The sequence below is a fragment of the Chryseobacterium jejuense genome (genome assembly GCF_900100075.1).
Classification (GTDB): domain Bacteria; phylum Bacteroidota; class Bacteroidia; order Flavobacteriales; family Weeksellaceae; genus Chryseobacterium; species Chryseobacterium jejuense.
The window spans coordinates 205,208-231,701 of sequence record NZ_FNEG01000001.1 but is presented as its reverse complement, the minus strand read 5'-3'; the positions used below and the strand labels follow the sequence as shown (position 1 = coordinate 231,701).

Sequence of the window (26,494 nt, the reverse complement as noted above, 5' to 3'; positions counted from 1 at the left end):
ATCGTGATATGAATCAGACCAAAATTATTTCCAGGATTTTATTTTATATCTGCTCTGTTTTGTCTGCTGGATATTTGATAACTGCATTGTATGCTCTGCTTTGTCTTGCCACAGGGTTCTCGGTAACGCCTTATGGTAATGGCCAATATTTACATATCAATTATCCGTTTACCCAACAGCCATTTCTGAATATAGAAGATAATTATCCTTATATCATCTTTTCGTTTATGTTGGTCTTAATTCCTTATGGGATCTTTTTCTGGTTATCAGCAAAAGTATTCAAGGTGTTTTTCCAGCCTAAGCTTTTTACAAAAGAACATATAAAACAACTAAAGAGATTTTACCTTTTTAATATTTTCATCCCACTTCCTCTGGTTATCGTCGCGAGTTTCTTTGTGGAAGTAGAAAGTATCATCTGGGGCCTGGTGCTTATTCACTTTATGCTTGGAATTTTCTGTCTGTTTCTTGCGAATATCTTTAAGCAAGGGCTACATTTGCAAAACGAACAAGACCTAATTATTTAACATGCCAATTATAGTCAACTTAGATGTGATGCTAGCCAAACGAAAAATGCAGAGTAAAGAATTGGCAGAAAAACTGGGAATCACTCCCGTCAACCTATCCATCCTCAAAACCGGAAAAGCTAAGGGTGTACGTTTCGATACGCTGGAAGCCATCTGCAAAATCCTGGAATGCCAGCCGGGAGACATTCTGGAGTATAAAGAGTAAGAATTCAAGGTTTAAAGTTCATCGTTTAAGGTTATCATCCTTTCAATATTATGGTATTTGAAAGCTGAAAGTCTTATACATGATCTTCATTACCGATACTCTAAGTCTCTCATCTATCCGTCTATTATCTATCCGTTTCTTTAAACAACAGTAGTCCCCAACCGGATTACCTACTCTCCTATTACCCAAACTCACTATTATGAATACCTTATCCATTAACAACCTTACTCTTACGTATAAAAGTGGTTTTCAAGCCATTGATGACATTTCTCTGAAAATCAACAACGGAATGTTTGGACTTTTAGGTCCGAATGGAGCCGGAAAATCATCTCTGATGAAAACCATTGTAGGATTACAGAAACCTAGTTCTGGAAACATCTTTTTTAATGATATTGATATTGTTAAAAACCCAGAATTCATCAAACAAAACCTAGGATTTCTACCTCAGGATTTCGGGGTTTATCCTAAAATTTCTGCCTATGATCTTTTAGAGCACATAGCAATACTGAAAGGGATTACAGATAAAAACAGTCGTAAAAAACAGATTCTGGATCTGCTTGAAAAAGTAAATCTTTTGGATGTTCAAAAGAAAGAAGTTCATACTTTCTCTGGTGGAATGAAGCAGCGTTTCGGAATAGCTCAGGCATTATTGGGAAATCCCAAAATCATTATTGTAGATGAGCCTACAGCTGGTTTAGATCCTGAAGAACGAAACCGTTTTAATATTCTACTGAATGATATCAGCCAGGATATCATTGTTATTCTTTCCACACATTTGGTGGAAGATGTAAGGAATCTGTGTTCAGAAATTGCAGTGATGAATCATGGGAAAATCCTTAGAAAAGGTGAACCCAAACTATTAATGGCAGAATTGGAACACAAAATATGGTCCAGCTCTATTCACAACAATGATCTGGAAAACTATTACTCCCATTACGAAGTCATCAGCAGACAATTGATAGAGAGAAATCATCATATCACCATATTTTCCGAAGAAACTCCTGAAGATTTCAATGCAGTAAATCCTTTACTGGAGCACTTCTACTTTTATACTCTAACGCAAAAACCTTAGCCATGAATGTCATCTTTTCTTTTGAAGTCAGACGCAATACCAAGCACTGGCTTACTTATCTTATTGCCCTGATTCTTGTATTCCTCGGTATTTTCTGCGGGAATCAGTTCAACCTTTCTGTGGGAGAAGGAATCTATTTAAACGCTCCTTACACCATTGGGTTTATGACCGGAATGCTGAGTCTTTCCATCATTTTTTTTGCCACCATATATGCTTTACAGCTTTTGTTTAAAGAGCAGGATTCCCGGTTTGACGTAGTTCTGTTTTCATTTCCACTTTCAAAACAAACTTACCTGAATGGGAAATTCTCGGCCTACTTTCTGCAGACATTTTTAAGCTTTTCAATCCTGATGCTTGGTTTTATCATTGGCCAAAGCTTACGTACCGGAAGTGAAATGCAGGAAGGATTTAACATATTTCACTACCTCTACCCTTTGCTGATATTCGGATTGATGAATACACTTTTGGTGTGCAGTTTTCTTTTTTTAATAGTCTTTATATTCAGGAAAAAGCTATTGGTGGTTATTGGCGGACTGTTATTATATGTTTTCTACATGGTTATTTTACTATTTTCCAATTCACCATTCATGGCTGGAGCTATGCCACAATCATTGGAAGTCCAGCAAATTTCAGCCCTTCTTGATCCTTTTGGATTGTCTTCTTATTTCCTGGATGCAAAATTGCTTACCATTGAACAAAAAAACGTACAAATTGTACCTATCACAGGCTATTTACTTTTCAACAGAGTTTTCTGTCTTTTGATATCTATAGGCTTTCTATGGTTGAGTTTAAAACAATTTTCATTCTCTACTATTTCAAAACAAAAAGTAAAAAAGACAACCTCAAAAACAGATTCTTTCCCAAAGATCTTTAAATCCGAATATACTTCAGTACAACCTGATTACGGAAGAATTCCTTCCATACACTCTATATTATCCTTTGCAAAAATAGACCTGATCTACCTGTTCAAAAGCATTACCATTCCCGTAGTTTCAATTCTTTTAGTATTTGCCGTGGGTATGGAAATGTATGCTGAAATTGAAAAAGGAATCCGACTTCCGCAGAAATATGCAAGTTCAGGGCTTATGGCAACCACTATATCAGAAAACTTTCATTTACTTGGGTTACTGATCGCTGCCTATTTTCTTAATGATCTGTATTGGAGATCGAAATCATCCGGATTTTCACTCATTGAAAACAGTACTTTTTTCTCAAAGAATAAACTGGCTGGACATTTTATTTCCATAAGTATTCTGTTATTCTTCTTTACAGGAATTTTAATTGGGGAAGGAATTATTTTTCAGGCTGCTTATCAGTACTTTCATATCGATTGGAGTGCCTATCTCGCTGTTTTTCTTTTCAATACTTTTCCAGTGATCTTATTTTCAGGATTTGCTTTGTTAATTAACAACAGTATTCCGAACAAATTTATTGCGCTGGGAATTTCTATTCTTGCTGTTTTCCTGCTCGCTGGTCCTGTTTCCGGTAAGCTTCTTTCCTATCCTGTTTTAAGAATATTTTCAGACTTTAAAGGGAGTTATAGTGATTTCAACGGGTATGGGATTTATGAAAAAGCTTTTGGGCAAAGACTTTTATGTGGAGTTGGAATAGTAGCTTTATTATGGCTTATTAATGACTTTATTAAGTTTAAAAAAGTTTCTGTTTTTCAATCTGTATTCACTGTTATCCTCCTTATTTCAGGTGTTTTAGCGGGAAGCTATTTTATGAAAGGGTATATTCCTGAAGATGATGAAAAAGAGATCTTCAATTCTGTTCAATATGAAAAGGATTTTCGTAAGTATGAAAACCTTCCACAACCTGATATAACAGATATTACAACTGAAATTAAGCTGTATCCATCACAAAACACCTATGAAATTATTGGTCATTATACCCTTAAAAACCAAACAGACCAGCCCATTGACAAAGTTCTTGTCAATTTTAATGCTGATCTGAAGCTGATAACGGCTGCTTTTACATCTGAAGCTGAAACAATTACGATCACTGGAAATACATCCGAAGTTTCATTAAAAAAAGCTTTAAAACCTAATGCCACAGCCACTCTGGATTTCAAGATATCTTATCAATGGTTTGCTGTAAACGGACATCAGTCTTTTAATGCCATAATTGAGAACGGATCTTTTATGAGAATCAGCAGATATTATCCAACCATTGGTTATCAGAAGGATTTTGAAATTCAGGACGAAAAGATACGCGACCAATATCAATTGGGAAAATTAAGAGCTATAAAGAAACCAGAAGCTCCGGAAGTATTCAAAAAAGATTTTATCGATCTTGATATGACCGTTTCCACCGAAAAACATCAAACCGCTGTAGGAACCGGTGATCTGATAAAGAAATGGACACAATCAGGCCGGAATTATTTTCAGTATAAAGCAGAAAATATTCCTTTCCGTTTTGCTGTTTCTTCTGCGGAATATGAGCTAAAAAGCCTCAATTATAAAGGCATTGCTATCCATATTTTTTATCATAAAAATCATTTTGAAAATGTAGATCATCTTTTGAAAAATGCTCAGCTTACTTTGGATTATTGTCAGCAGAATTTTGGGAAATATCCTTTCAAAACCATCAATTTTACAGAAATATCATCTTTTACCAGAGGTTTTGCGGCCACAGCTTACCCTTCTGTTATTTTTATGCCTGAAGACATGGTTTTTCACGCCAATATTCATGCGGATCAGAAGCAGGATGTAATTAATGAACTGGCAGGACATGAACTCTCCCATCTTTGGTGGGGAAACAGCCAGATTAACCCCGATGACCGAGAAGGTTCCGTAATGCTCACAGAAACCCTTGCCATGTACACCGAAATGATGCTCTATAAAAAAATGCACGGAAAAGCAAAAATGATGGAAAGACTAAAGGTTCACCAACAAATCTACGATAACGAAAAAGGATTATCCGAAAACCTTCCCATTTACAGGGCAACCGGAGATGTTCCTCATATCTCCTATTCCAAGGGAGCTGTTGCTATGGTAACATTGAGTGACCTGATCGGGGAAGATAAAGTAAATATGGCGTTGAAAAACTTTCTTACTCATAATCAATATCCTAGAAAACCAAGCTCTTTAGATCTTTTACAGGAATTTTATAAAGTTTCTCCCAATGATGCTGTTCGAAAACAGATTGATGGATTATTTAAACATCCTTGATTAATTATAATGAGTGTAAAGTACTTCTATGACTTAAAAAAGTGAAAATCTGAGATTAGGGTTTTTACTTTTCTATTAAAAATATTTTCACAGCGTTGTAACAAAATAAAAAACGCATCAACAAATTAATTGATATATCAATAATTGATAAATCATTTTAATCTGAAAGTATGGAAAAATTAAATTCAATTATATTCTACAACATAGATAAAGCCATCAGAGCCTATAGAAACTATGCACAGCGCCAACTGAAAGCCCATGGTTTTACCATCACTATCGATCAGTGGTTGATCATCAAAGCGATTCTGGAAAACCCGGGAATTACCCAGAATGAAATTGGTGATCTTGTTTTTAAGGACAATGCTTCTGTGACGAGAATTATTGATTTAATGGTAAAATCCAAATATATCAAAAGACATATTCATCCTGATGATCGTAGAAAAACGGATCTGGAAGTAACAGATTCCGGAAAAAAAGTCATCAAAGAGGTTCAGAATATTGTTGAAAACAACCGTGAGGTTGCTTTGGAAGGAGTCTCCAAGGATGAGCTTGAAATGATGTATTCCGCTTTACTCAAAATTTCAGAAAACTGCCTCAACCCTAAAAAATAAAAACACTATGGCCAGAATATTTTCACCTCTATTTCTCTGGTTGCTGCTGCTGTTCACCAGCGTCCTGTCAGCACAGAGTACACAGAATTTTTCCCTGTCAGGAAACATTAAATCTGACAAAGCGGAACAAATGGAAATTAACCTTTTGGATGCTGATAATACATTGATTAAAACAGAAATTGCAGACTCCAATGGGAAATTCGGATTCACTGATCTTAAAAGTGGAACCTATCATTTAAAAATCAACAAAAACGGATCTGAGGTTTACCATTCAGACAATATTTCATTAGCAGATAACACTACTCTTCCTTCCATTGATCTTGCTATAAAATCTATTGAAGGCGTAACCATCACCAAAGCCAAGCCTATGATTGAAAGACAGGATGGCAAAATGATTATGAATGTAGAAAACAGTATTGCCAGCACCGGAAATTCGGCCTTTGAGGTATTGGAAAAAGCCCCGGGAATCAGTATTGACAACAATGATAACATTAGTCTCCGAGGAAAAGGAAATCTCCTGATTCAGATTGACGGCAAAAATACCCCGATGACCGGAAGTGATCTGGCCAACTATCTTAAAGGAATTCCGTCCTCCACCATTGATAAAATAGAATTCATTACCAATCCTTCATCAAAATATGATGCAGCCGGATCATCAATTATTAATATCAAATTAAAAAAAGAGCAGAGAAAAGGTACAAACGGAAGTGTTTCAACCTCTTTGGGTACGGGAAAATATGTGAAGAACAACAATAGCTTTAGTATCAACCATCGAAATAAAAAAATCAATATTTTCGGGAATTACAGCTTTGCGTACAGAGAAGCTTACAACGGACTGGTTCTGGACAGAAATTTTTATGAAAATAATAATTTCAAAAAAGCGTATGTACAAGATAATTATCTGAAGTTCAAATTCAACAGTCATGTAGCCAAAGCAGGAATGGATTATTATCTGAATGATAAAAATGTACTGGGGTTTTCCGTAGGGTTGGTTTCTAACAAGTTCAATATTAATGGAGATAATTCCAACGTGACATTGGGTAGTAATCGCCTTCCGGAAAGTTCATTCAAAACAATAAACGCTTCCAATGACCGCTGGACCAACCTTTCATTCAACCTTAATCATAAATACACGATTGATTCTTTAGGTTCTGAAATCTCTACTGATTTTGACTACATTAACTACGCCAATTCTTCTTTGCAAAGTTTTGATACCAAAACGCATGAAATAAATAGTGGAGAGGATAATCTGGACATCATTAAAGGAGATATGAATGGAAAACTGAACATCTACTCCTTAAAATCTGATCTAAACAAAAATTTCAAAGATGACTGGAAGCTGGAAACAGGAATTAAAACCAGCTTTGTAAAAACTGATAATGATCTGAAATTCTTCAATGCCAGCTCCGGCTCTCTTATCCCCGACCTTTCCAAAACCAACCATTTTATTTATGAAGAAAATATTAATGCAGTGTACGGGAATGTCTCTAAAAAATGGGAAAAATTCAAAGCTACAGCAGGTTTAAGAATGGAAAATACCAATGTAAAAGGAACCCAGCTTACCACCAATCAGGTTAACAAAAGAAATTATACGCAGTTATTTCCAAGTGCTGTTGTTTCTTATGATTTGACGGATAAAAGCAACGTTGAAATCAATTTCAGCAGAAGAATCACAAGGCCAAGCTATAACCAGCTGAATCCTTTTAAGTTTTATCTTGATCCAACCACGCTGAAAGCAGGAAATCCTGACCTGAATGCACAGACCACTATGAATTATGAGTTTACATACAGCCTAAGCAACAAATATTTTGCAACTTTAAGCTACAGCAAAACTTCAAACAATATCACAGATATTCTTAAACCTGTGGTAGAAAATGGGCAAATAGTTACCGTACAGACTATTGAAAATCTCAATTCCGTATCTTATTTCGGTTTATATCTTATTGCTCCTGTAAAAGTGACCAAATGGTGGGATATGAACAACAGCGCCAACTTCTACTATGGCTCCTACACCGGAAATATTTCAGGAACACAGATCAATAACAAAGGGAATTTCACATTCAATATCAACAGCATCAATTCATTCAAACTTGGCAATGGCTACACTGCTGAACTGACTGGAAATTATAAGGCTAGAGAAATATATGCCTATCTGGATGTAAGCCCAAACTGGTATCTGAATATTGGAGCTCAGAAGAAATTCAAAAACAACAGTACCCTGAAATTCTCTTTCACAGATATGTTCTTTACGAGTAATATAAAAGGTCAAACCGTTTATAATGATTATCTCGAAAACTTTGCCGTAAAAAGAGATACGCGTGTGGTTACGCTTTCTTATACTTACAATTTTGGTTCTTCTAAAAACGGACAGCCGAGAAAAACCGGTGGAGCCGAGGATCTTAAGCAGAGAGTAGGAAGCTAGATTTTAAAAAGTTACTGATTAGTCTGTTGGAAAACGCAAAGGCGCTAAGATTTTTAGAGCATTAGACTTTTTTAGGGTGCAAAGATTTTATCTGCGATAAAATTGAATACTGTTGATATCTCGCTGATTTTACAGATTGTGCAGATGATTATGGAAGAATACAAAATCTATATTTTAATCGCCATAAATACACAAATAAACAGTTTATATCCAGCTCAAAAAAACTATGTTTCTATGTGGTTCAAAAAAATATAACCACATAGAAACATAGAATTATTAACTTTTTTATTCGTGTATTCGTGCAATCATTTAGTGAGTAGCATTTAATTTTATCTGAGATAAAATCTTTGTGTCTTAAAAACAGAGTGATCCTCTCAAGCTCCTTGCGCCTTCGCGTTTTCCAACCAAAAAAGGACAACAAACATCTATACAAAACAAAAACCCCTCAATTTTGAGGGATTTTTTTATATCTAAGAATGATTCTTAAGCTTCGTTAGAAGGTGTTTGATCTTCAGCTGGTTTTTCAGCTTGTGGCTTTTGTCCTTCCGGTCTTCTTTGTCCATCCGGTCTTCTTTGCCCTTCTGGTCTTCTTTGTCCGTCTGGTCTACCTTGCCCTTCTGGTCTTTCAGATCTTTCTGGTCTTTCAGGTCTTGGTAAAAGAACTTTACGGGAAAGTTTCATTTTCTTACGATCATCGTAACCCATGAACTTCACTTCTACTTCATCACCTTCTGCATAAGGAACTTTGTCTAGACGAGCCCACTCAATTTCAGAAATGTGAAGAAGACCTTCTGTTCCTTTAGCAATCGCAACAAAAGCACCGAAGTCCATTACTTTTACTACTTTACCATTGTAAACTTCTCCTACAACCGGTACGAAAGTAATTTCGTTGATTCTAGCAACAGCAGCATTGATTTTCTCTCTGTCTGTTCCTGCAATCTCAATACGTCCGATCTCACCAATTTCTTCAATAGCAATAACGGTATCTGTATCTTTCTGCATCTGCTGAATAATTTTTCCACCAGGCCCGATTACAGCACCAATGAAGTCTTTAGCGATCTCCATTACAACCATTTTCGGAGCGTGAGGCTTCACATCAGCTCTTGGTTCAGAAATAGTTTCAGTAATTTTATTTAAGATGTGTAATCTTCCGTCTCTAGCCTGCATCAAAGCTTTTTCCATGATATCCATAGAAAGTCCCTGAATTTTGATATCCATCTGACAAGCAGTAATACCGTCTGCAGTACCTGTTACTTTGAAGTCCATATCTCCAAGGTGATCTTCATCTCCTAAGATATCAGAAAGTACCGTGAATTTACCAGATTTTGCATCTGTAATCAATCCCATTGCAATCCCGGAAACAGGTTTTGTAATCTGTACCCCAGCATCCATTAATGCTAATGTTCCTGCACAAACTGTTGCCATTGAAGACGATCCGTTTGATTCAAGGATGTCAGAAACAATTCTGATTGTATATGGATTTTCTTCAGGAATAACCGCCTGTAATGCTCTTTGAGCAAGGTTACCATGTCCTACTTCTCTTCTTGAAGTTCCTCTTAAAGGTCTAGCTTCACCCGTTGAGAATGGAGGGAAGTTATAATGTAGGAAGAATTTTTCGTCGTGTTGCGTAATTACGCTGTCTACCATGTTAGCATCTTTCACAGAACCTAAAGTTACGGCTGTTAAAGACTGAGTTTCACCTCTTGTAAACACTGCAGAACCGTGAGCTCCCGGAAGATAGTCGATTTCTGACCAGATCGGACGGATTGTCTGAGGGTCACGACCATCAAGACGAATATTGTCTTCAAGGATCATCTGACGCATTGCTTCTTTCTCTACATCATGATAATATACTTTTACGAAAGGTGTTACTCTTTCTAATTCCTCTTCATTATCAGCATATTGAGCTAAGAATTCTTCACGAACTGCTTTGAATTTCTCACCTCTCTCCTCTTTTCCAGATGGAGTTCTTGCTACTTCATATACTTTATCGTAAGTTTCTTTCCATACTTTTTCACGAATTTCTTCGTCGTGATTTTCGTGAGAATATTCTCTCTTAGGGAAAGCTTTACCTACTTTTTCTGCTAATCTCTCCTGAGCTTCAATTTGCTTTTTAATTTCAGCATGACCAAAATTAATAGCTTCTAACATTTCCTGCTCAGAAATTTCTTTCATTTCTCCTTCTACCATTACGATGGAGTCTTTAGTAGCTCCAACCATAATATCTAATTCAGAATTTTTCAATTCTTCATAACTTGGGTTGATAGAAAGTTGTCCGTCAAATCTTACAACTCTTACTTCAGACATTGGTCCGTTGAAAGGGATATCAGTAATTGCAATGGCTGCAGAAGCTGCTAAACCAGCTAAATCATCAGGAATTGTTTTTCCGTCATAAGAAATTAAAGAAATCATTACCTGAACTTCAGCATGGAAATCTTCAGGGAAAAGTGGACGCAATACTCGGTCTACTAATCTCATTGTTAAAATTTCCTGATCAGAAGGTCTTGCTTCTCTACGGAAGAAGTTTCCAGGAATTCTTCCACCTGCATAGAATTTTTCTCTATAATCTACTGTTAAAGGTAAAAAATCTACACCAGGATTTGCTTCTTTATTGGCTACAACAGTTGCTAAAAGCATTGTTCCACCCATTTTTACTACCACAGATCCATCAGCCTGCTTCGCTAATTTCCCTGTTTCAATAGTGATTTCTCTGCCATCAGCAAGAGTAATCATTTCTGTAAACGCTTGAGGTATACTCATAAATTTGTCTTCTTAATACTCCGTATTGAGTATGAATTAATATTTAAACTCTTTAAATTTCGTGTGCAAAGGTACTATATAATAATGATATATTAAATTTTTCAATTGCATAAATAGGCTGTCAAAATACAAAAAATTGGCTATCAGTTTTATGAAAGTCTCAAAAAATAACATCAGTAATTCAAAGACCCTTATTATTTCTGAAAATAAAACACATTTTTTCATGATATTGTATTGAAAAACTCAGGTGTTTTTGTATTATTGTCTCAAAAAATGGAAATAATATTTTAATCGGATAAAAAGTATACATTCCCTTATAAAAATCATTAAAATAATTGCAAAACCATAGGCTGATCCCTATATTTGCCCTACTTCACCAAATACAATGCTGTAGGCAAAAAAAGTTAAGGACTTATCCTTATCCAGATAAATAAATGTTTATGAATAAAGAAGTACAAACTCAAAGCAGGAATTATACGGTTCCGTTGATTACCATCACCCTGCTGTTTTTTATGTGGGGATTCATCACCTGCATGAATGATATTTTGATCCCCTATTTGAAACAACTCTTCAAACTCACCTTTTTCGAATCCATGCTGGTACAGTTCTGTTTCTTCGGAGCTTACTTTATCGGATCTCTGATTTATTTTCTGATTTCCATTTCTAAAGGTGACCCCATCAATAAAGTGGGCTACAAAAAGGGAATTTTGTTCGGAATTGGTTTGGCAGCACTAGGCTGTATCCTGTTTTATCCGGCTGCAACATTCTCATACTATCCTTTATTTCTGGGAGCTTTATTCATTTTAGGATTAGGATTTACCGTTTTACAAATCACAGCCAATGCTTACGTTTCATTACTGGGTTCAGAGGAATCTGCCTCCAGCCGATTGAATATGACTCAGGCTTTCAACGCCTTCGGGACAACAATTGCTCCGGTATTGGGTGGACATTTAATTTTTGAATTATTTTCTGAGCCGGACGGAACTTTCAGTGCAGTAGCAACCAGAATTCCTTATCTGATCTTCGCAGCGATTCTTTTATTAGTTGGATTATTAATTTCAAGGGTAAAGCTTCCTTCATTTCAAACGGAAACTGAAGAAACTGTTCAAGGTTGGGGTGCTCTGAAATTCAACCACTTAAAATTCGGGGTTTTTGCTATGTTTTGCTATGTTGGTGGTGAAGTAGCCGTAGGAAGTTTCATCATCAGTTTCCTTGAAGAAACCATGAAATTCAACGAAGCGATCAGTAAAAATTATCTTTCCTTATATTGGGGAGGAGCCATGATCGGGCGTTTCTTAGGCGCCATTTCATTAAATCAATCTATTAGTCAGCCTAAAAAAGCAATTTTCATGTTAGGTGCTGCAGCATTAGTTTTCCTGGTAATTTTCAGCATTGTAAACCTTAGCTTTGAACAAATAAGCTTTTTCTTAGTGTTCATAATACTGAATTTTGCAGCCTTCTTTGTGGGCAAAGCAGCTCCGGCAAGAACGCTTTCTATTTTTGCAGCCATTAATGTTATTCTATTAATTTCAACAATGGTTAACCATGGAGAAATGGCGATGTACAGCGTTTTAGGAATCGGAATTTTCAACTCTATCATGTTCTCTAATATCTATACTTTAGCAATTTCAGGACTAGGAAAATATACAAGCCAGGGTTCATCTTTAGTGGTAATGGCCATTTTGGGAGGTGCTATTGTTCCTATTTTCCAAGGTTATCTTGCCGATCAGTTTGGGGTACAGCATTCATTTATTATTCCTGTATTCTGCTATCTGGTCATTTTAATATTTGGAGCTTACTGCACCAAATATCTTGGACATGTAGAAACCACTGAAGCAAAATCAGGACATTAAATAACACCCATATAAAATAATAATTAGGCTATTTCATCTTTGAGATAGCCTATTATTTTTCACCGCTTTAATCTATGTTAATATGTGGTAAGATATTAAACGTTTATTTTTTTTAACCACATAGATTCATTGCGAACTCATATTGTATTCGTGCATTATTAGCCATTAAATAGGAAGCTTCAACATTTTATCGCAGATAAAATCCTTGCATCTTAAAACAGTCTAATGCTCTAAAAAACTTGGCATCTTAACGTTTTCCAACCTTTTCAAGCCACGAATGCACGAATTTCTTTATTGATCTTACTATGTAACTTTACTCATACAATTTCGACCTATATTGTATAAATCACGTAAACCTTTTTCCTGATGAACATCCAATTAAAACTTGAATACGCAGCTTTTTTAGCCCTTGGAGTTCTGGCTTTTTCACAAACAGGATATTCTTGGTGGTGGTTTGCTGGGTTATTTCTTGCTCCTGATATTTCCATGTTAGGATATACAATTAATAATAAAGCAGGTGCATTTTGTTACAATCTTTTCCACCATTTTGGTATAGCTGTCATTGTTTACCTTGTCGGAACAGCGTTATCACTGCCCTATTTACAAATGGTTGGAGCGATTCTATTTTCGCATTCTGCTTTTGATAGAGTATTAGGCTATGGATTGAAGTATCCGGATAGTTTTCAGAATACGCATTTGGGGAAGATTGGGAAGAAAATGGAATAATTGATTAACCACCTCATTAAAAATTCCTTGAATTTTTGCCACCCTTTTGTAGAAAGGGAATTTTCACCTCTTCAACTATACTATTTGGTACAGTTATTCTTTTCAATTCTTTACGAATAATGAAGGTTGAATTCCTACGGAATGCAAGTTACATCAATAAGCCAACAATTCATAGTCTTAACGGAAATGATCTGATACCTTCCGGCATTGGAATTTTATGACATTCGGTGTCAAAATAATACCCAACAAAAAAGCAACCTCTTTCGAAGTTGCTTTATTTTGAAAATCTTTATAGATTATTTTCTTAGTCCTAATGCAGCAATAATTGCTCTATATCTTGCGATATCTTTTTTCTTAAGGTAATCTAGTAAACTTTTTCTCTTACCTACCAATTTCACTAGAGATCTCTCTGTGTTGAAATCATGACGGTTAGCCTTTAAGTGCTGAGATAAGTGATTAATTCTGAAAGTGAAAAGAGCGATTTGTCCTTCTGCGCTTCCTGTGTCCTGTGCAGATTTTCCGTGTTGTGCGAAAATTTCCTGCTTTTTGTCTGTTGTTAAGTACATTCCAATATTGTTTAATGATTATTATGTAACGGGTGCAAAATTACGACTATTTTTTGAATCTGCAAACATTATTGATTTCATATATCAAAATTGATAGAAAAAAATGTTAAAAATTTCTTAATAAATTTTACACAATTCAACGAAAAGGCAGTAATTTTGCATTCGAATTACAGATGAGAAAATTAATATTCTTTACAGCAGTTACTACTTTTTTATTCATTGGCTTTACTTCAGTACAAGCACAGAGAAATGCTGATGATAAAATAAAAAAAGTTCTATACTTCAATCCCGAAGTAGAGCCTGATATTGATGAAATTAAGGAGCCTACCAACAATGCATTCTTTGATGCCGTTTCTGATAATTTCAGCAGCAGAAGAAATAAAATGCTCCGTGCAGAAGTACAGGTTCCTTATGACAGCATAGATAAGCAGACCATTATGGATTACTGTTCCAATAACGATGCAGATTTTGCCATCGTTTCCAAAGTACGTTATTTCAAGGTAGGTTTTGGGAAGTACGTTTTCTCCAATCAGGTGGTAGTAAGCATGAAGCTTTTTGGTGCTGATGGAAATCTGGTTACAGAATCAGATCATGATACTTATCGTAAAAATATGCGTCTTCTGGGTTCTACAGTAAATTCTGTAAAAATAGGTACGGAGGGAGCTATTAAAGGAATCATTAAAAAACTGAGAAAACTAAAACCTACGGAAGCAGAATTGTAGAGTTTAATGTTTTAAGTTCAACATTCTCATTCCCCTACTCCTATTGATTTACTTCACAAGAGAATTGCCAATGATTTGGATAGATTCTATTTTCCCTTTTTATTCATTTTTAATCATCCATAAAGTATAACGGCTTAATTTATCATCTGTTATTGATAGCTCTTTTCCTGTAATATATATTTATCTTTCTATCTTACTGTTCTTCATTCATTACTTTAGTTTTACATTAAATCTAAATCACTATGAAAGATTTAAAAAAGTTGAACAGAACCCGCCAGAAAGAGATTCTGGGCGACGGCAGAAATGGAGGCATTCAAAAATGTGAATACCACTTTGAATGTCCGGGTGGATCATGTTGCAGAAATGCTTGTATGTATGCTCCTTGTCCAGAATTGTAATCCTTTTTAATCTCAATGCATAATGCCTGTTTATGATAAACAAATTTTTCCTTTTTTTTCAGAAACACAACAACAAATAACTGACATCCAATTAATTATTTTCACCAAACAATGAATAATTGAAAAAAAATTATTATTTTAGACCAACATTAAAACCAAAAATCTATGAAAAATTTAAAAAAACTCAACAGAGAAGCAGCAAAGCAAATTAATGGAGGAGCTATTGCAAGATGTAGCAATACAAGACCATGTACCATAGGATGGTGTTGTGATGGTGTTTGTAGCCCCTACATGTGTCCTATATTAGATTAGAAAATAAAAATACATTTGGCATCTGTTCTCGCAGATGCTTTTTTTATAATAAAAATCAAAAACACATACAACAAACTGATTATCAAATAAATAATTCCACTATAAAACGAATAATTAGAAAATATTTATTATTTTAGTATTAACATTTAAATCTAAACAACTATGAAAAATCTAAAGAAAATCAGCAGAGAAACTGCAAAGCAAATTAAGGGTGCAGGTCTTACAAAATGTACAGAACACTCACAATGTATTTTCGGAATGTGCTGCAAAGGGGTGTGTATGGAATACATCTGTTTTGAAGAATAATTTTGAACTTTTCATGCCAATCAATTCTCATGAAAAATTCAAATCTTAAAAGACTGAACCGAAAGGAGCAGATAGAAATAAAAGGAAGCCTGCAAATGAAAAAATGCAGAAGCACTTATCCTCAATGTGATTCCGGAGAATGTTGTATTGGAGGAATCTGTACTCCTTCTCCTATTTTAGAATGCGAACCTATTCTTGATTAAAAGGATATTTTTTAAATTTAATTTTTAACATCCACTTCGGTGGGTGTTTTTTAATGCTGTTTTTCAAGTTTTAGACTTTAATAAATCCTTAAATTTCCCAGTTTATTACTCAGTCTTAAAAATTTGAATTATTTTTGCATATCCTAAAAATTCACGTTTTGAACTCTAGAGACGAACTTATCTTCAATCCCGCCGACATAGCCGAAACTCTCAGCAAACTTCCAGCTGACGAGCGGCTGCTCGCGTTCCTGAAGGTTCCGAAAGAGTACAAAGCAGAGGTATTCTCTCATCTTGATCCTGACTTTCAAGAAGATACAATCAGAAGTATCGGAAGCGACGAGGTTTCCGAAATTTTGAATGCCATGACTCCTGATGACAGAACTTCCCTTTTTGAGGACTTCCCGGATGAACTGATTAAGTATTCTATCAATCATCTTAACCCACAGGAAAGAAGGATTGCCTTGAAGCTATTGGGCTATAATTCTGATTCCATTGCCCGTCTGATGACGCCTTATTACATCCAGATCCGTAAGGAATGGACCGTAAAAAGATGTCTTCAACAGATTAAAAAGGTAGGAAGAAAGGTGGAAACCATGAACTATCTGTATGTAGTGGATGAAAGAAACCGCCTGATTGATGACCTTGCCATCGGAACTTTATTACTGGAGGAGGAAGATACTTTGGTTTCTGATATGACAGACAATCATTTTGTTGCCATTACCACAACAACTTCTAAAGAGGACGCGGTAACCTATTTCGAAAAATATGACCGTGGAGCGCTTCCCATTATTACAGAAGCCGGTGTTTTGGTAGGAATTGTAACAATTGATGACATTCTTGACCAGATTGAACAACAGAATACCGAGGATATTCAGAAGTTCGGGGGATTGGAAGCATTAGACCTTCCTTACATCCAGACTTCATGGACAGAAATGATTAAAAAAAGAGCCACATGGTTGATTATTTTATTTGTTTCTGAAATGCTGACTGCTTCAGCCATGGGATATTTTGATAAAGAAATTGAAAAAGCAGTTGTTCTCGCCTTATTTGTACCATTGATTATTTCCAGTGGTGGTAACTCCGGATCTCAGGCTGCAACATTGATTATCCGTGCAATGGCCCTTCAGGAGATCAGCCTGAAAGACTGGTGGTATGTGATGAAAAAGGAGATCATCTCCGGTTTGTGTCTGGGTGCTATTCTAGGAGTGATTGGGTTTATCAGAATTATGCTTTGGCAAAAAATTGGCCTTTTCGATTATGGTCAATATTGGGTATATGTAGGATTGAGTGTTTCTGTTTCCTTGATTGCAATTGTGCTATGGGGAACTTTATCAGGTTCTATGATTCCATTTGTTTTAAAGAAGCTAAATCTTGACCCTGCCACATCTTCGGCTCCATTTGTAGCGACATTGGTGGATGTTACAGGATTAATTATTTATTTTACGGTAGCCGGTTTATTCCTTACAGGAAGACTTCTCTAGAATTTTAACTGATACATATTGAATAAACTCTCCATAACCCTATTTAGGATTATGAAGAGCTAATGATTATTGTCTAAGGTTGAGGACAGTATAAACTCATAAACCTACATAGTACATAAGTTCCTGTAATTTCACAAAACATTGTACATTCCCCTTTTGGTGGAATTATTTCTCCACCCTTAATTTTTTTTAATTCTTTTCTTTCAATACTTTTTAAATTTTTCATGTTTAAACTTGCTTTTGGTTATCCCCTACTCTATAAGCTTTTCAGGTCCCGCTATTTTCATTGATCCAAAATAACAAATTAATCAACATCAATCACGATTTAGTGAAAATTTATTAATACACCAATGAAAAATAGTAATATTATAAATTAACCACAATTATCATCTCAAATTTATATATTTTCTTATCTTTAAGAGATGAAAGTGATTTCTCTAGTACCATCCATCACAGAGGCATTATTTGATTTAGGCCTTACCGAAAATGAAGTTATCGGGCGAACAAAATTCTGTATTCATCCCGAAGAAAAGATAAAAAATATTCCTATTATCGGAGGGACAAAGAATATCAATATTGAAAAAATTAAAGCGCTGCAGCCGGATATTATCCTTGCCAATAAAGAGGAAAATATCAAAGAACAGGTAGAAGCTTTAATGGATGATTTCAAAGTTATAGTTACCAATGTAGAAACTATTGAAGATAATTATTACCTGCTTAAAACTCTTGGGAATTTGTTGGGAAAGGAAGAAAAAGCCCAACTTTTCAATCTTAAAATCTACGAAATCCTTAATCAGGCTAAACTTGATAATCCTGTAAAAGCCGCTTATCTCATTTGGAAAAACCCATATATGACGATTGGTTCAGATACGTTCATTCACAGAATACTGACGGAAATAGGCTTTGAAAATATTTTTAAAGACAAAACCCGATATCCGGAAATTACTCCTGAAGATCTGGAGAAAGCCGATGTGATTATGCTGTCTTCTGAGCCATTTCCTTTCAAAGAGAAACATATTGAAGAGCTGCAGGCTTTTTACCCTGAGAAAAAGATTATGATCGTAGATGGAGAGGCATTTTCCTGGTACGGAACCCATATTGCAAAATGTGAGAACTATTTTAAAGAATTACTGACGGAAATACATGCTATGCAGATATGATTTTTAATAGAAAAAGTCTCTCATCAAAATTACTCCTTGCCTTATCTTATAAATTTTGGTACATTGATCTGAATTAATACAAAAACATATGTCTGGTACTGTTATATTATCTGAAGGAGCAGAATTTGAGCACGTTATACGAGAGGTTTCGAAATACATCCACCTTTATGTAATGCCATTCAAAAAAGATGAGCGAGCCTTCACACGCATCGATAAACGTGAAAATATGTATGGTGGAAACGGAACGGTGCATATGATACAGATGTTCGATCAGAAAGAGCTCGCTAATAATCGTTTAGCCGCTTATATGGTTTTATTAAACAATGGTGATGAATCCGGGTTTCATACTCACAATGAGAGAAATGAAGAAGAATTGTATGTGGTTGTACATGGCGTTGGAGAATATCGTGAAAGAACCGGAACAGAAGGAGCCATTCGTACAAAAACACTTCAAAAAGGAGATATTACAGCCATTAGTTCTATAGGTTATCATTCTATTGAAAATACAGGTGATGAGCCTTTAATTATGTTTGTTATTACAACCAACAATCCATAAAAATAAAAAACTCCGGATCTTATGACCGGAGTTTTTTTATATTCATCTTATTGAATTTGATTACAAAACCTTGGAAACTTCATTACAAAGCCATTCCAATAATTCTCTGTCTTCAGCCGTAAAAGGATCGATCGTGTGAGAATCAATATCAATCTGACCGATGTTTTTCCCGTCTTTAAAGATCGGAACTACAATTTCAGCTTTAGTGTCAATTGAACAGCTTAAATAATTGCTTTCTTCATGCACATCAGGAACTACAAATGTTTCATTGGAAACAGCTACCTGACCACAAATTCCCTTTCCATAAGGGATAATGGTATGATCTGTTGGAGCTCCCACATATGGGCCTAAGATCAATTCATCTTTATCTCCGTTTTTAAAATAGAAACCTGTCCAGTTAAAATAAGGGATTTCCTGATCTAACAGGTGACAAACTTTTTCAAGCTTCTCTTCTGTATTATGTTTTGGACTTTCAAGAATAGAGGAAAGTCTTTTCTTTAATTCTGACATTATATTAATTTTTAAGAGAATTGTTTTAAAGGTAGTTCTTCTTTATAGCCGAACATTCCACGCTCTTTAATCATTTCTGCTACACCTTCAGGAACCTGAGTTTCCCAGCCTTTAATGCAACATGCTATTTTTCTTAAAATCTCTCTTGAGTATATTTCCAAAAACTCAGGATTGTAATTTGTAATATCTACAATACGGTTATTGCGCATGAAATATTTATACAATTCTTTAAGGTTTTCTTCCACTTTAAGATTGGTAGAATTCAATAGCTGATGAGTTTCAGGATCTTTATAAGGATACAGATACACTCTCATTCCGTTTCTAAAGAACTTACCGAATGCTTCAAGAATTCCCCCAGAAAGGTTTTGATAGTATTTCTCATCAAATACCATCAATAGGTTATTTACGCCCATTGCAACCCCGATATTTCCGCTTGTGTAAGACGCAAAATAATCAATCAGTCTATAATATTCCGAGAAGTTTGAAATAATAACGGTATATCCTAATTTGCCCAGAATATCTACTCTATCCAGGAAGTCTCTTTCATCAATATCTCCATCTGCTCTCAGATTGGAAATGGTAATTTCAATAAGAACTTCTGTTTCTTCATGGGTACAGATGGCATCTTTCAGGAACATATCCATTCCATTCTGAAGCATATCAATATTTACCTTCGTTACAGGTCTGAAACTTCCTCTTACTGCAAAGATATTTTTCTTGTATAAAACATCTGCCGGAAGCATATTGTTCCCCTGAGAATTGAAGATCACCGCATCAGTCATCCCATTCTTCACTAACTGAAGAGACATCAGTCTGTTGTCTACATATTCAAAAGCAGGCCCACTGAAATCGATCATATCAATCTCAAGGTTGTCTTTTGCTACATCATCGTATAAAGATTCTACCAGAGTTCTTGGATTATCAAAGTAATTAAAAGCTCCAAAAATAAGGTTTACTCCAAGATTCCCCAGTGTTTCCTGCTGCAGAGTAGCATCATTCTCATTGAATTTTACATGGATAACGATTTCGTTGTAGTCTTCATTTTCTTTAGTCTGAAAACGGATTCCCACCCAGCCGTGGCCTTTTACTGTTTTGTCGAAGTTGATGGTGGTTACTGTATTGGCATAGGAAAAGAATTTTCTGTCCGGATTGTTATCCCTTGAGATTCTCTCTTCGATTAATGCTACTTCATAGCGGAGCATTTTACGAAGTCTGTTTTGGGTAACATACCTGTTTTTTACTTCTTTTCCGTAGATGGCATCACTAAAATCTTTGTCATAAGCAGACATCGCCTTAGCAATCGTACCGGAAGCTCCCCCTGCTCTAAAAAAGTGACGAACAGTCTCCTGCCCTGCTCCAATTTCTGCGAAAGTACCATAAATAGTAGGATCTAGATTAATTGTTAATGCTTTTTGTTTAGGAGTTAGTTTCTGATACATTAGGACATTAAATTTTTTGTAAATTTACCAAAATTAAACCAACCTCAAAACAAAATGAAGTTGAAATTTTTAGGAACCGGTACTTCTCAAGGTGTGCCCGTTATTGGCTGCACCTGCGAGGTGTGTATTTCCGAAAATCCAAAAGACAAACGTCTTCGCTCTTCCGTGATGGTAACTACGGATGAAAATAAAAAAATACTCATAGATTGCGGTCCCGATTTCCGGCAGCAAATGCTTACCAATCATGAACATACTGTAGATCTCGCACTGATTACTCATGAACATAATGATCATGTGATTGGGCTTGATGATATGCGTCCGCTTATTTTTAAAAGCGGAAAAGATGTTCCACTCTACTGTTATTCCCGAGTCGCTCATGAGATTAAAAATCGTTTTCCTTACGCTTTTGCAGATGTAAGGTATCCCGGTGCACCGGCTTTTGAGCTTCATGAAATTGAAAATAAACCTTTTCAGGTTTTGGATACAGAAGTCACTCCTATTGAAGTGATTCATTTTCAAATAAGTGTTTTTGGATATAAATTTAAAAACCTGGCTTATATTACGGATGCAGGCTTTATTTCTGACACAGAAAAGGAAAAATTAAAGAACCTTGATATCCTGATTTTAAACTGTATCAGAAAATTTGATCCACATCCGGCTCATTTTATCCTTCCTGATGTTATCAAACTGTTTGAAGAGCTACAACCTAAAAAATTATTTTTAACTCACATTAGTCATCATTTAGGCGTGCATGATATTGAAGATAAACTACTTCCACCCGGAATGCACCTTGCCTACGATGGTTTGGAGATAAATTTTTAAAACTTTTTTTCTAAAAAGCTTTTGAACATTGAAAAAAGTTCCTATATTTGCACACCAATTTGAAACAAACAATAACGTTTGGAGTAAACATCAAGCCCAGGTGGCGGAATTGGTAGACGCGCTGGTCTCAAACACCAGTTCTTAGGAGTACCGGTTCGATCCCGGTCCTGGGTACAAAAAACCTCTGAAATCATTTGATTTTCAGAGGTTTTTGATTTTTAGGGGATCAAAAGGGTGGCTAATTTTTCTTCGACATTAATGTACCATCAATAAATTTAAATTCATAATCTATCTTTATTATTCTCCAAAAAGCTATCAGACAATTTCATCTTTTACATTAACATCATTCTAGCCTGACAAAAAATTACTTCATTATTTCTCCTTATTTTTACTAAAATTAATAAGAGATAATTTTATATGTTTTTATAACAGAAAAAACTATTATGTTGATTAAATTTTGTAATTTAGAGTTATAACCATAATACTCGAGTATGTACATTTCAAACATAAAACTTTGGGAACCTCCAAAGATTAATCTTCTTATTTCAAAGGAATTCAATCCCTATCAAATAATATCTGTATAACCTAAAAACTACTATTGTGATTGAGAAAAATGATTATTAAAGATTAATGATCAATACTTCAATTTACTTTATAAAAGCATGAATTAAAATGTATTAAAATTAAATCTGTCAACAGATTTGTTTTAGCATTTCCTCTTCTGTTACGTACATATACCATATCAAGTAATTTTAAAAACTACTTTCTAATTTACTTACTAATAATCTTTTTTAAAAATGCACAGAGATTTTATTGATAATATTTATAAAGAGAAGGCAAAAAATGATAGTAATTCTAGGGACCTGGCAAGAACATTAGATGTTCTTTCAAAAACAGTCTTTGGTGATGTTAATCGTTTTATTTTTGAATTGTTACAAAATGCAGATGATTCATCAGAGTCAGGCAATAATGTTGAAGTGGAATTCAGATTAGTTGACAACTATTTAATATTTGCACATAATGGAAAACACTTTACTAAAGAAGATGTTGAAGGAATTTCTGGCATAGGAAATAGAGCCAGTAAAAAGATAAGGATCTGGAAAAGACCGGCTACAAAGGAATAGGTTTTAAATCAATTTTCGGTTCTTCTGATTATGCTTTTATATCATCAGGTGGTTTTAATTTTCGCTTTGACAAAAATCATTCAGGATTTAATGGCTCAGAGGATTATCCTTGGCAGGTAATACCCATTTGGACTGAGCAACCTGTTGAAGAGACTGGTTGTTATTACGACAAAAATAGGGTTACGACCATTATTCGGACTAAAGAAAGACATTTGATTTACAAGGAAATTGTAGATGTATTTAATGATTGTCAGATAATTTTATTTTTAAGAAAGGTTAGTAAAATAACTTTCTTTAATGGGACAGACTGTGTTTTTATTATACAAAAAATAATAAAAGATAATACAGTTCAATTATTTAATGATAGAACATTAGAAAGCGAATGGATCCTGAAAGAAATGACAATCGGAATTGACGATAATTTGTCTAAAAAACTAGCAACATTGTCAGATACAGAATGTCCTCAAAAATTAAAAGAGACCAAGCACACAAAATTGACATTTGCTGCAAGAGTTCAAAATGATAAATTGCTTGCAGTGCCCAGGTCAGTGATCTATTCCTATCTGCCTACTAAGTCTCAAAAAGGATTTTCATTTTTAATTAACGGAGATTTTCTTACGAACGCTGAGAGAACAGAACTTATGCAAAATATCTGGAATGAGTTTCTTTTCAAGGAGATTGCAGTGAAGCAATTGGAATGGTTTACTGAATTGCAGAACACAATGTTTAAGTATGATGTTCTTAAACTTCTAAAGGGTAAATATCCAAGCTATTCAAGTTCCGTAATTGAATTAGGTTTTAATGATAGTTTGGATATTGCTGCAAAAACGATCAGCTTTCTTCCTGTTGAACAAACCGAAGATTTAACAACAATAGTTAATAGTATACGCGATACCTATAATTTATCCAAATGTTTTAACTCATCGACAATTTTGGATTATCTGAATCTTCCCTCCACTATGTCAATCATTGATTTACAAATGAATGATCAAAGTGTGCTATCAGAATTGGGATCAAAAGATCTTACATTCTTAGAAGTAATATTTATGGTTAATTCTGACAAAGCTAATAATATTAATAGTGCTATTCGCTTTATGGTTTTCTTCTATAATAATACTATTAAGAATAACAATCCAGATTGGTTGCCAAATCTGAAAACAGTATCTTTTATCATGGATCAGCACAATATTTACAAGAGCCCACAGGAAGTATTTTACCCCATAGCACAATACTCAGATTCACTTTCTTTTAGTCAATTAAGCTACATCCATCCACAGATATTGCTACATTTCAAAACAGCAGAATTACATTATAAACAATGGCTTTCAAATCTAGGTGTTAAAGAACCTGATAATGTAGAAGTATTTCGTAAAGCCATAGTTCCTCTGATCAATCAAAATAAAATTGATAAAAACAATATTTTAGAAATTACAGATTTTGTATTCACAACCCATAAGTCTAAAAATTTTAGTGAACATGACTATGAGAATTTGAGGAAACTTCCGGTTTTGACAAATAATGGTTTATACAAATCATCACAAACTTATTTTTCAGATGATTATAATCCTGATAAAAAACTCTCTAAAATTTTAGTTAATGCAAATTTCTTGGCGACTGACTATGTAAAAAGTGAGGATGATAAGGGAGAATGGAAAGTTTTTTTTAAAAGGATTGGAGTCAGAGACAATATCTCTATTGACATTATTGAAGAAAAAATAGAAAGAGTATTTTTTGAAAGTCAAAATGAGGAGGCAAAGTCATATTTTACCTGGTTGGAATCAAAAGAAGAATACCCAGGTCTCTATCATTCATATCGGTATTCCGGGCAGCATCATATCTCACATTTTACCAAGATTGAATTTCGTAGTCATTTGGCTGATCTAGATTTTTCAAAATTTTTCTGGTCCAGTATGTTGGATTCTTGGGATACATTGAAAAACAAATGCAGCAATACTAAATATTTTTATCGAGGTGGTAGTAGTCCTGTTTCAAGTTTTCTTAATTATTACATCGTAAGTTTTCCAAGTGTTCCTGCTACTGATGGTATCTGTTATAGATCTGTAGAATTATTCTCACCAAATTTTAAGGCTATCGTTGGTGACTCATTTCCGGTAGTGGATTTTCCTGTAGCCACCACAAAAGAGCAAATAGATTTTTTTGGATTTAAAACATATCTTTCAGTAAGCGAGTGCCTTGCTATATTAGATAATCTAGCAGCTAAAAGTATTTCTGGTGATACTACCAAGCAAATATTTGCTGTCTATAATTATGTGATTGGTCACGGTATAACTGATAAAAATGCTGTATTAGAGTGGCGGAAAAATGCAAAGGTACTTGCCATAAATAATACAATTCAGCCTGTTGAAAAACTTTATATTACAAATATAAATAGTGATGTAACTCCTGTAAACTCAGATCGATTTCTAAAATTACCCCTGGGGAGAATTTCTGATGAAATTGTAGCACTCTCAGAATTTTTGATGATTCCTCTCATTTCTGAAAGTATGTTAGAATTTGTTTCACATGGCGAATCAGAGGATCAAGCTTTAAAAGCAGCGATTGAAAGTAAGCTTACTTATTTGGCGATTATACATTCTCACAATACAAGTGATGAATTTGTAAAAGTTGTAGAAAGATTGCGTCAGATCTTAAATGCTAAAAACTTTTTTAGAGCAGATAAGTTAAGACTGGTTTACAGCAACGAAGAGAAGGAAATGATAATTGATATAAACATTGATGTTTGGAACACTAGGTCTAAACAATTTTATTACACTGGAGATTGGAAAAAACCAGTAACACTTTACAGTTTGAGCAGTGGTCTTTGCGAGATGCTCGAATTGAAAAATATGGAACGTGAATTTGAATTGATCTTTCAATTGGACGATCAAGATATTTTAGATTGGTTAGTGAAAAATAAGTTTAATACGGAACAGATTGAAGAATTAGGGTTGTTTGTTGACATTCATCATGATATTACCGAAGAGGGATCTATTGATGAGAATGACATAGCAGAGAAATTTAGTGAATTTAGTATTGATTTCGTGGCACAGTTGCAAGTTGAAGAGATAGCACATTCGATTTCTTCACCTGTGGTCAAGGAACTGGTGGATTTTTCTGCAATCAATGTACGGCAATATACTCAGGTCGAGAATGATCAGACACGAATTGAAATAGGTAGATGGGCGGAAGAATATGCGAATAAATATTTCAAGGAAAACTCCGAAATATTTACCTCAGTTAAATGGATGAATGAAAATGAAGAAAGTTTTTTACCATATGATTTTGAGATTACTGAGTTGGGAATTGAAAAATTGATTGAAGTTAAAGGAACTCCTTCAAATGATAATCTCCCGGTTTTATTATCCCAGGAAGAATGGAAAGTCCTATTTGCCACCGGCAAAGACTATTCAATTTTCAGAGTTTTAGGGGCTGGGACCGAAAATCACAGAATGGAAAGAACAGATGATTTAAAAACAATAATTTCTGAAGGAAGGTTAATTGATTTTCCGATTAAGTTATATTTAGAGTGATAAAATGTGTAAAAAAAAA

At 34.7% G+C, this 26,494-nt stretch carries 24 protein-coding genes and 1 tRNA gene; 20 read left to right on the top strand and 5 right to left on the bottom strand.

Annotated features, from left to right (window positions below; genetic code table 11):
- The first annotated feature begins 8 nt into the window (after nucleotides 1-8).
- From BLS98_RS01050 to BLS98_RS01025, 6 genes are all read left to right on the top strand, one after another.
- Nucleotides 9-524 (top strand): DUF2975 domain-containing protein, encoded by a 516-nt coding sequence (locus BLS98_RS01050; RefSeq protein ID WP_089732731.1) that lies wholly within the window; start codon nucleotides 9-11, stop codon nucleotides 522-524.
- 1 nt (nucleotide 525) lies between these two features.
- Nucleotides 526-729, top strand: coding sequence for a helix-turn-helix domain-containing protein (locus BLS98_RS01045; protein WP_045494476.1), 204 nt, complete (start codon nucleotides 526-528; stop codon nucleotides 727-729).
- A gap of 199 nt (nucleotides 730-928) precedes the next feature.
- The gene (locus BLS98_RS01040) at nucleotides 929-1,801 is read left to right on the top strand and encodes an ABC transporter ATP-binding protein (protein ID WP_089732729.1); all 873 of its coding nucleotides are present in this window, start codon (nucleotides 929-931) and stop codon (nucleotides 1,799-1,801) included.
- A gap of 2 nt (nucleotides 1,802-1,803) precedes the next feature.
- Entirely contained in the window at nucleotides 1,804-4,974 is a 3,171-nt protein-coding gene (locus tag BLS98_RS01035) for an ABC transporter permease/M1 family aminopeptidase (RefSeq protein ID WP_089732727.1), read from the top strand.
- Nucleotides 4,975-5,144: 170 nt separating this feature from the next.
- Nucleotides 5,145-5,585, top strand: a complete 441-nt coding sequence (locus BLS98_RS01030) for a MarR family winged helix-turn-helix transcriptional regulator (RefSeq protein ID WP_089732725.1) — start codon at nucleotides 5,145-5,147, stop codon at nucleotides 5,583-5,585.
- A 7-nt stretch (nucleotides 5,586-5,592) separates the two neighbouring features.
- The gene (locus BLS98_RS01025; protein ID WP_089732723.1) at nucleotides 5,593-8,007 is read left to right on the top strand and encodes a TonB-dependent receptor domain-containing protein; all 2,415 of its coding nucleotides are present in this window, start codon (nucleotides 5,593-5,595) and stop codon (nucleotides 8,005-8,007) included.
- Nucleotides 8,008-8,490: 483 nt separating this feature from the next.
- On the opposite strand, the gene BLS98_RS01020 is transcribed toward BLS98_RS01025, so the two are convergent.
- Nucleotides 8,491-10,767 carry a polyribonucleotide nucleotidyltransferase gene (locus BLS98_RS01020; RefSeq protein ID WP_089732721.1) on the bottom strand — a complete coding sequence of 759 codons (2,277 nt, stop codon included), beginning with the start codon at nucleotides 10,765-10,767 and terminating at the stop codon, nucleotides 8,491-8,493.
- Nucleotides 10,768-11,207: 440 nt separating this feature from the next.
- On the opposite strand from BLS98_RS01020, the gene BLS98_RS01015 reads away from it, so the two are divergent.
- Together BLS98_RS01015 and BLS98_RS01010 are read left to right on the top strand one after the other, a co-directional pair.
- Entirely contained in the window at nucleotides 11,208-12,620 is a 1,413-nt protein-coding gene (locus BLS98_RS01015) for a sugar MFS transporter (RefSeq protein ID WP_228425420.1), read from the top strand.
- A 366-nt stretch (nucleotides 12,621-12,986) separates the two neighbouring features.
- Nucleotides 12,987-13,346: a DUF4260 domain-containing protein gene (locus tag BLS98_RS01010; RefSeq protein ID WP_089732717.1), complete on the top strand. Its 360-nt coding sequence runs from the start codon at nucleotides 12,987-12,989 to the stop codon at nucleotides 13,344-13,346.
- A 296-nt stretch (nucleotides 13,347-13,642) separates the two neighbouring features.
- Here the strand turns inward: BLS98_RS01010 and rpsO are convergent, their stop codons facing one another.
- Complete coding sequence (gene rpsO, locus BLS98_RS01005) at nucleotides 13,643-13,912, bottom strand: 30S ribosomal protein S15 (RefSeq protein ID WP_045494446.1); 270 nt, start codon at nucleotides 13,910-13,912, stop codon at nucleotides 13,643-13,645.
- Between the two features lie 173 nt (nucleotides 13,913-14,085).
- Here rpsO and BLS98_RS01000 point away from each other — a divergent pair, with 173 nt between their 5' ends.
- From BLS98_RS01000 to mgtE, 6 genes are all read left to right on the top strand, one after another.
- Nucleotides 14,086-14,634: a pyruvate decarboxylase gene (locus tag BLS98_RS01000; RefSeq protein WP_089732715.1), complete on the top strand. Its 549-nt coding sequence runs from the start codon at nucleotides 14,086-14,088 to the stop codon at nucleotides 14,632-14,634.
- Nucleotides 14,635-14,876: 242 nt separating this feature from the next.
- Nucleotides 14,877-15,032, top strand: coding sequence for a hypothetical protein (locus BLS98_RS23145; RefSeq protein ID WP_167356150.1), 156 nt, complete (start codon nucleotides 14,877-14,879; stop codon nucleotides 15,030-15,032).
- A gap of 165 nt (nucleotides 15,033-15,197) precedes the next feature.
- On the top strand, nucleotides 15,198-15,344 hold the full coding sequence (locus tag BLS98_RS23775) for a bacteriocin-like protein (protein WP_428140532.1): 147 nt from the start codon (nucleotides 15,198-15,200) through the stop codon (nucleotides 15,342-15,344).
- 162 nt (nucleotides 15,345-15,506) lie between these two features.
- Nucleotides 15,507-15,650, top strand: coding sequence for a bacteriocin-like protein (locus tag BLS98_RS23140; protein ID WP_164466615.1), 144 nt, complete (start codon nucleotides 15,507-15,509; stop codon nucleotides 15,648-15,650).
- A 29-nt stretch (nucleotides 15,651-15,679) separates the two neighbouring features.
- On the top strand, nucleotides 15,680-15,853 hold the full coding sequence (locus BLS98_RS23135) for a hypothetical protein (protein ID WP_167356149.1): 174 nt from the start codon (nucleotides 15,680-15,682) through the stop codon (nucleotides 15,851-15,853).
- 158 nt (nucleotides 15,854-16,011) lie between these two features.
- Nucleotides 16,012-17,334 carry a magnesium transporter gene (gene mgtE / locus BLS98_RS00995; protein WP_089732713.1) on the top strand — a complete coding sequence of 441 codons (1,323 nt, stop codon included), beginning with the start codon at nucleotides 16,012-16,014 and terminating at the stop codon, nucleotides 17,332-17,334.
- Between the two features lie 73 nt (nucleotides 17,335-17,407).
- Here mgtE and BLS98_RS23130 read toward each other — a convergent pair whose 3' ends face one another.
- Nucleotides 17,408-17,560 carry a hypothetical protein gene (locus BLS98_RS23130; protein ID WP_167356148.1) on the bottom strand — a complete coding sequence of 51 codons (153 nt, stop codon included), beginning with the start codon at nucleotides 17,558-17,560 and terminating at the stop codon, nucleotides 17,408-17,410.
- A gap of 196 nt (nucleotides 17,561-17,756) precedes the next feature.
- Between BLS98_RS23130 and BLS98_RS00990 the strand changes: the two genes are divergently transcribed.
- The gene (locus BLS98_RS00990) at nucleotides 17,757-18,494 is read left to right on the top strand and encodes an ABC transporter substrate-binding protein (RefSeq protein WP_089732710.1); all 738 of its coding nucleotides are present in this window, start codon (nucleotides 17,757-17,759) and stop codon (nucleotides 18,492-18,494) included.
- A gap of 88 nt (nucleotides 18,495-18,582) precedes the next feature.
- Nucleotides 18,583-19,050: a cupin domain-containing protein gene (locus BLS98_RS00985; RefSeq protein WP_089732708.1), complete on the top strand. Its 468-nt coding sequence runs from the start codon at nucleotides 18,583-18,585 to the stop codon at nucleotides 19,048-19,050.
- Nucleotides 19,051-19,110: 60 nt separating this feature from the next.
- On the opposite strand, the gene BLS98_RS00980 is transcribed toward BLS98_RS00985, so the two are convergent.
- Nucleotides 19,111-19,560 carry a GAF domain-containing protein gene (locus BLS98_RS00980; protein WP_089732706.1) on the bottom strand — a complete coding sequence of 150 codons (450 nt, stop codon included), beginning with the start codon at nucleotides 19,558-19,560 and terminating at the stop codon, nucleotides 19,111-19,113.
- Between the two features lie 11 nt (nucleotides 19,561-19,571).
- Nucleotides 19,572-20,999 (bottom strand): nicotinate-nucleotide adenylyltransferase, encoded by a 1,428-nt coding sequence (locus BLS98_RS00975; RefSeq protein WP_045494428.1) that lies wholly within the window; start codon nucleotides 20,997-20,999, stop codon nucleotides 19,572-19,574.
- Nucleotides 21,000-21,053: 54 nt separating this feature from the next.
- On the opposite strand from BLS98_RS00975, the gene BLS98_RS00970 reads away from it, so the two are divergent.
- The 4 genes from BLS98_RS00970 (at nucleotide 21,054) to BLS98_RS00955 (ending at nucleotide 26,475) form a co-directional block, all read left to right on the top strand.
- On the top strand, nucleotides 21,054-21,821 hold the full coding sequence (locus tag BLS98_RS00970) for an MBL fold metallo-hydrolase (RefSeq protein WP_089732704.1): 768 nt from the start codon (nucleotides 21,054-21,056) through the stop codon (nucleotides 21,819-21,821).
- Between the two features lie 94 nt (nucleotides 21,822-21,915).
- A tRNA-Leu gene (locus tag BLS98_RS00965) sits at nucleotides 21,916-21,995 on the top strand.
- Nucleotides 21,996-22,618: 623 nt separating this feature from the next.
- Entirely contained in the window at nucleotides 22,619-22,945 is a 327-nt protein-coding gene (locus BLS98_RS00960; protein WP_089732702.1) for an ATP-binding protein, read from the top strand.
- A gap of 212 nt (nucleotides 22,946-23,157) precedes the next feature.
- Nucleotides 23,158-26,475, top strand: a complete 3,318-nt coding sequence (locus BLS98_RS00955) for a protein NO VEIN domain-containing protein (protein ID WP_089732699.1) — start codon at nucleotides 23,158-23,160, stop codon at nucleotides 26,473-26,475.
- Nucleotides 26,476-26,494 lie beyond the last annotated feature (19 nt).

Excerpts from the sequence above, each read along its gene's own strand:
- BLS98_RS01050 (WP_089732731.1), top strand. The coding sequence starts at position 9 with ATGAATCAGACCAAAATTATTTCCAGGATTTTATTTTATATCTGCTCT.
- BLS98_RS01045 (WP_045494476.1), top strand. The coding sequence starts at position 526 with ATGCCAATTATAGTCAACTTAGATGTGATGCTAGCCAAACGAAAAATG.
- BLS98_RS01040 (WP_089732729.1), top strand. The coding sequence starts at position 929 with ATGAATACCTTATCCATTAACAACCTTACTCTTACGTATAAAAGTGGT.
- BLS98_RS01035 (WP_089732727.1), top strand. The coding sequence starts at position 1,804 with ATGAATGTCATCTTTTCTTTTGAAGTCAGACGCAATACCAAGCACTGG.
- BLS98_RS01030 (WP_089732725.1), top strand. The coding sequence starts at position 5,145 with ATGGAAAAATTAAATTCAATTATATTCTACAACATAGATAAAGCCATC.
- BLS98_RS01025 (WP_089732723.1), top strand. The coding sequence starts at position 5,593 with ATGGCCAGAATATTTTCACCTCTATTTCTCTGGTTGCTGCTGCTGTTC.
- BLS98_RS01020 (WP_089732721.1), bottom strand. The coding sequence starts at position 10,767 with ATGAGTATACCTCAAGCGTTTACAGAAATGATTACTCTTGCTGATGGC.
- BLS98_RS01015 (WP_228425420.1), top strand. The coding sequence starts at position 11,208 with ATGAATAAAGAAGTACAAACTCAAAGCAGGAATTATACGGTTCCGTTG.
- BLS98_RS01010 (WP_089732717.1), top strand. The coding sequence starts at position 12,987 with ATGAACATCCAATTAAAACTTGAATACGCAGCTTTTTTAGCCCTTGGA.
- rpsO (WP_045494446.1), bottom strand. The coding sequence starts at position 13,912 with ATGTACTTAACAACAGACAAAAAGCAGGAAATTTTCGCACAACACGGA.
- BLS98_RS01000 (WP_089732715.1), top strand. The coding sequence starts at position 14,086 with ATGAGAAAATTAATATTCTTTACAGCAGTTACTACTTTTTTATTCATT.
- BLS98_RS23145 (WP_167356150.1), top strand. The coding sequence starts at position 14,877 with ATGAAAGATTTAAAAAAGTTGAACAGAACCCGCCAGAAAGAGATTCTG.
- BLS98_RS23775 (WP_428140532.1), top strand. The coding sequence starts at position 15,198 with ATGAAAAATTTAAAAAAACTCAACAGAGAAGCAGCAAAGCAAATTAAT.
- BLS98_RS23140 (WP_164466615.1), top strand. The coding sequence starts at position 15,507 with ATGAAAAATCTAAAGAAAATCAGCAGAGAAACTGCAAAGCAAATTAAG.
- BLS98_RS23135 (WP_167356149.1), top strand. The coding sequence starts at position 15,680 with ATGAAAAATTCAAATCTTAAAAGACTGAACCGAAAGGAGCAGATAGAA.
- BLS98_RS23130 (WP_167356148.1), bottom strand. The coding sequence starts at position 17,560 with ATGAAAAATTTAAAAAGTATTGAAAGAAAAGAATTAAAAAAAATTAAG.
- BLS98_RS00990 (WP_089732710.1), top strand. The coding sequence starts at position 17,757 with ATGAAAGTGATTTCTCTAGTACCATCCATCACAGAGGCATTATTTGAT.
- BLS98_RS00985 (WP_089732708.1), top strand. The coding sequence starts at position 18,583 with ATGTCTGGTACTGTTATATTATCTGAAGGAGCAGAATTTGAGCACGTT.
- BLS98_RS00980 (WP_089732706.1), bottom strand. The coding sequence starts at position 19,560 with ATGTCAGAATTAAAGAAAAGACTTTCCTCTATTCTTGAAAGTCCAAAA.
- BLS98_RS00975 (WP_045494428.1), bottom strand. The coding sequence starts at position 20,999 with ATGTATCAGAAACTAACTCCTAAACAAAAAGCATTAACAATTAATCTA.
- BLS98_RS00970 (WP_089732704.1), top strand. The coding sequence starts at position 21,054 with ATGAAGTTGAAATTTTTAGGAACCGGTACTTCTCAAGGTGTGCCCGTT.
- BLS98_RS00960 (WP_089732702.1), top strand. The coding sequence starts at position 22,619 with ATGCACAGAGATTTTATTGATAATATTTATAAAGAGAAGGCAAAAAAT.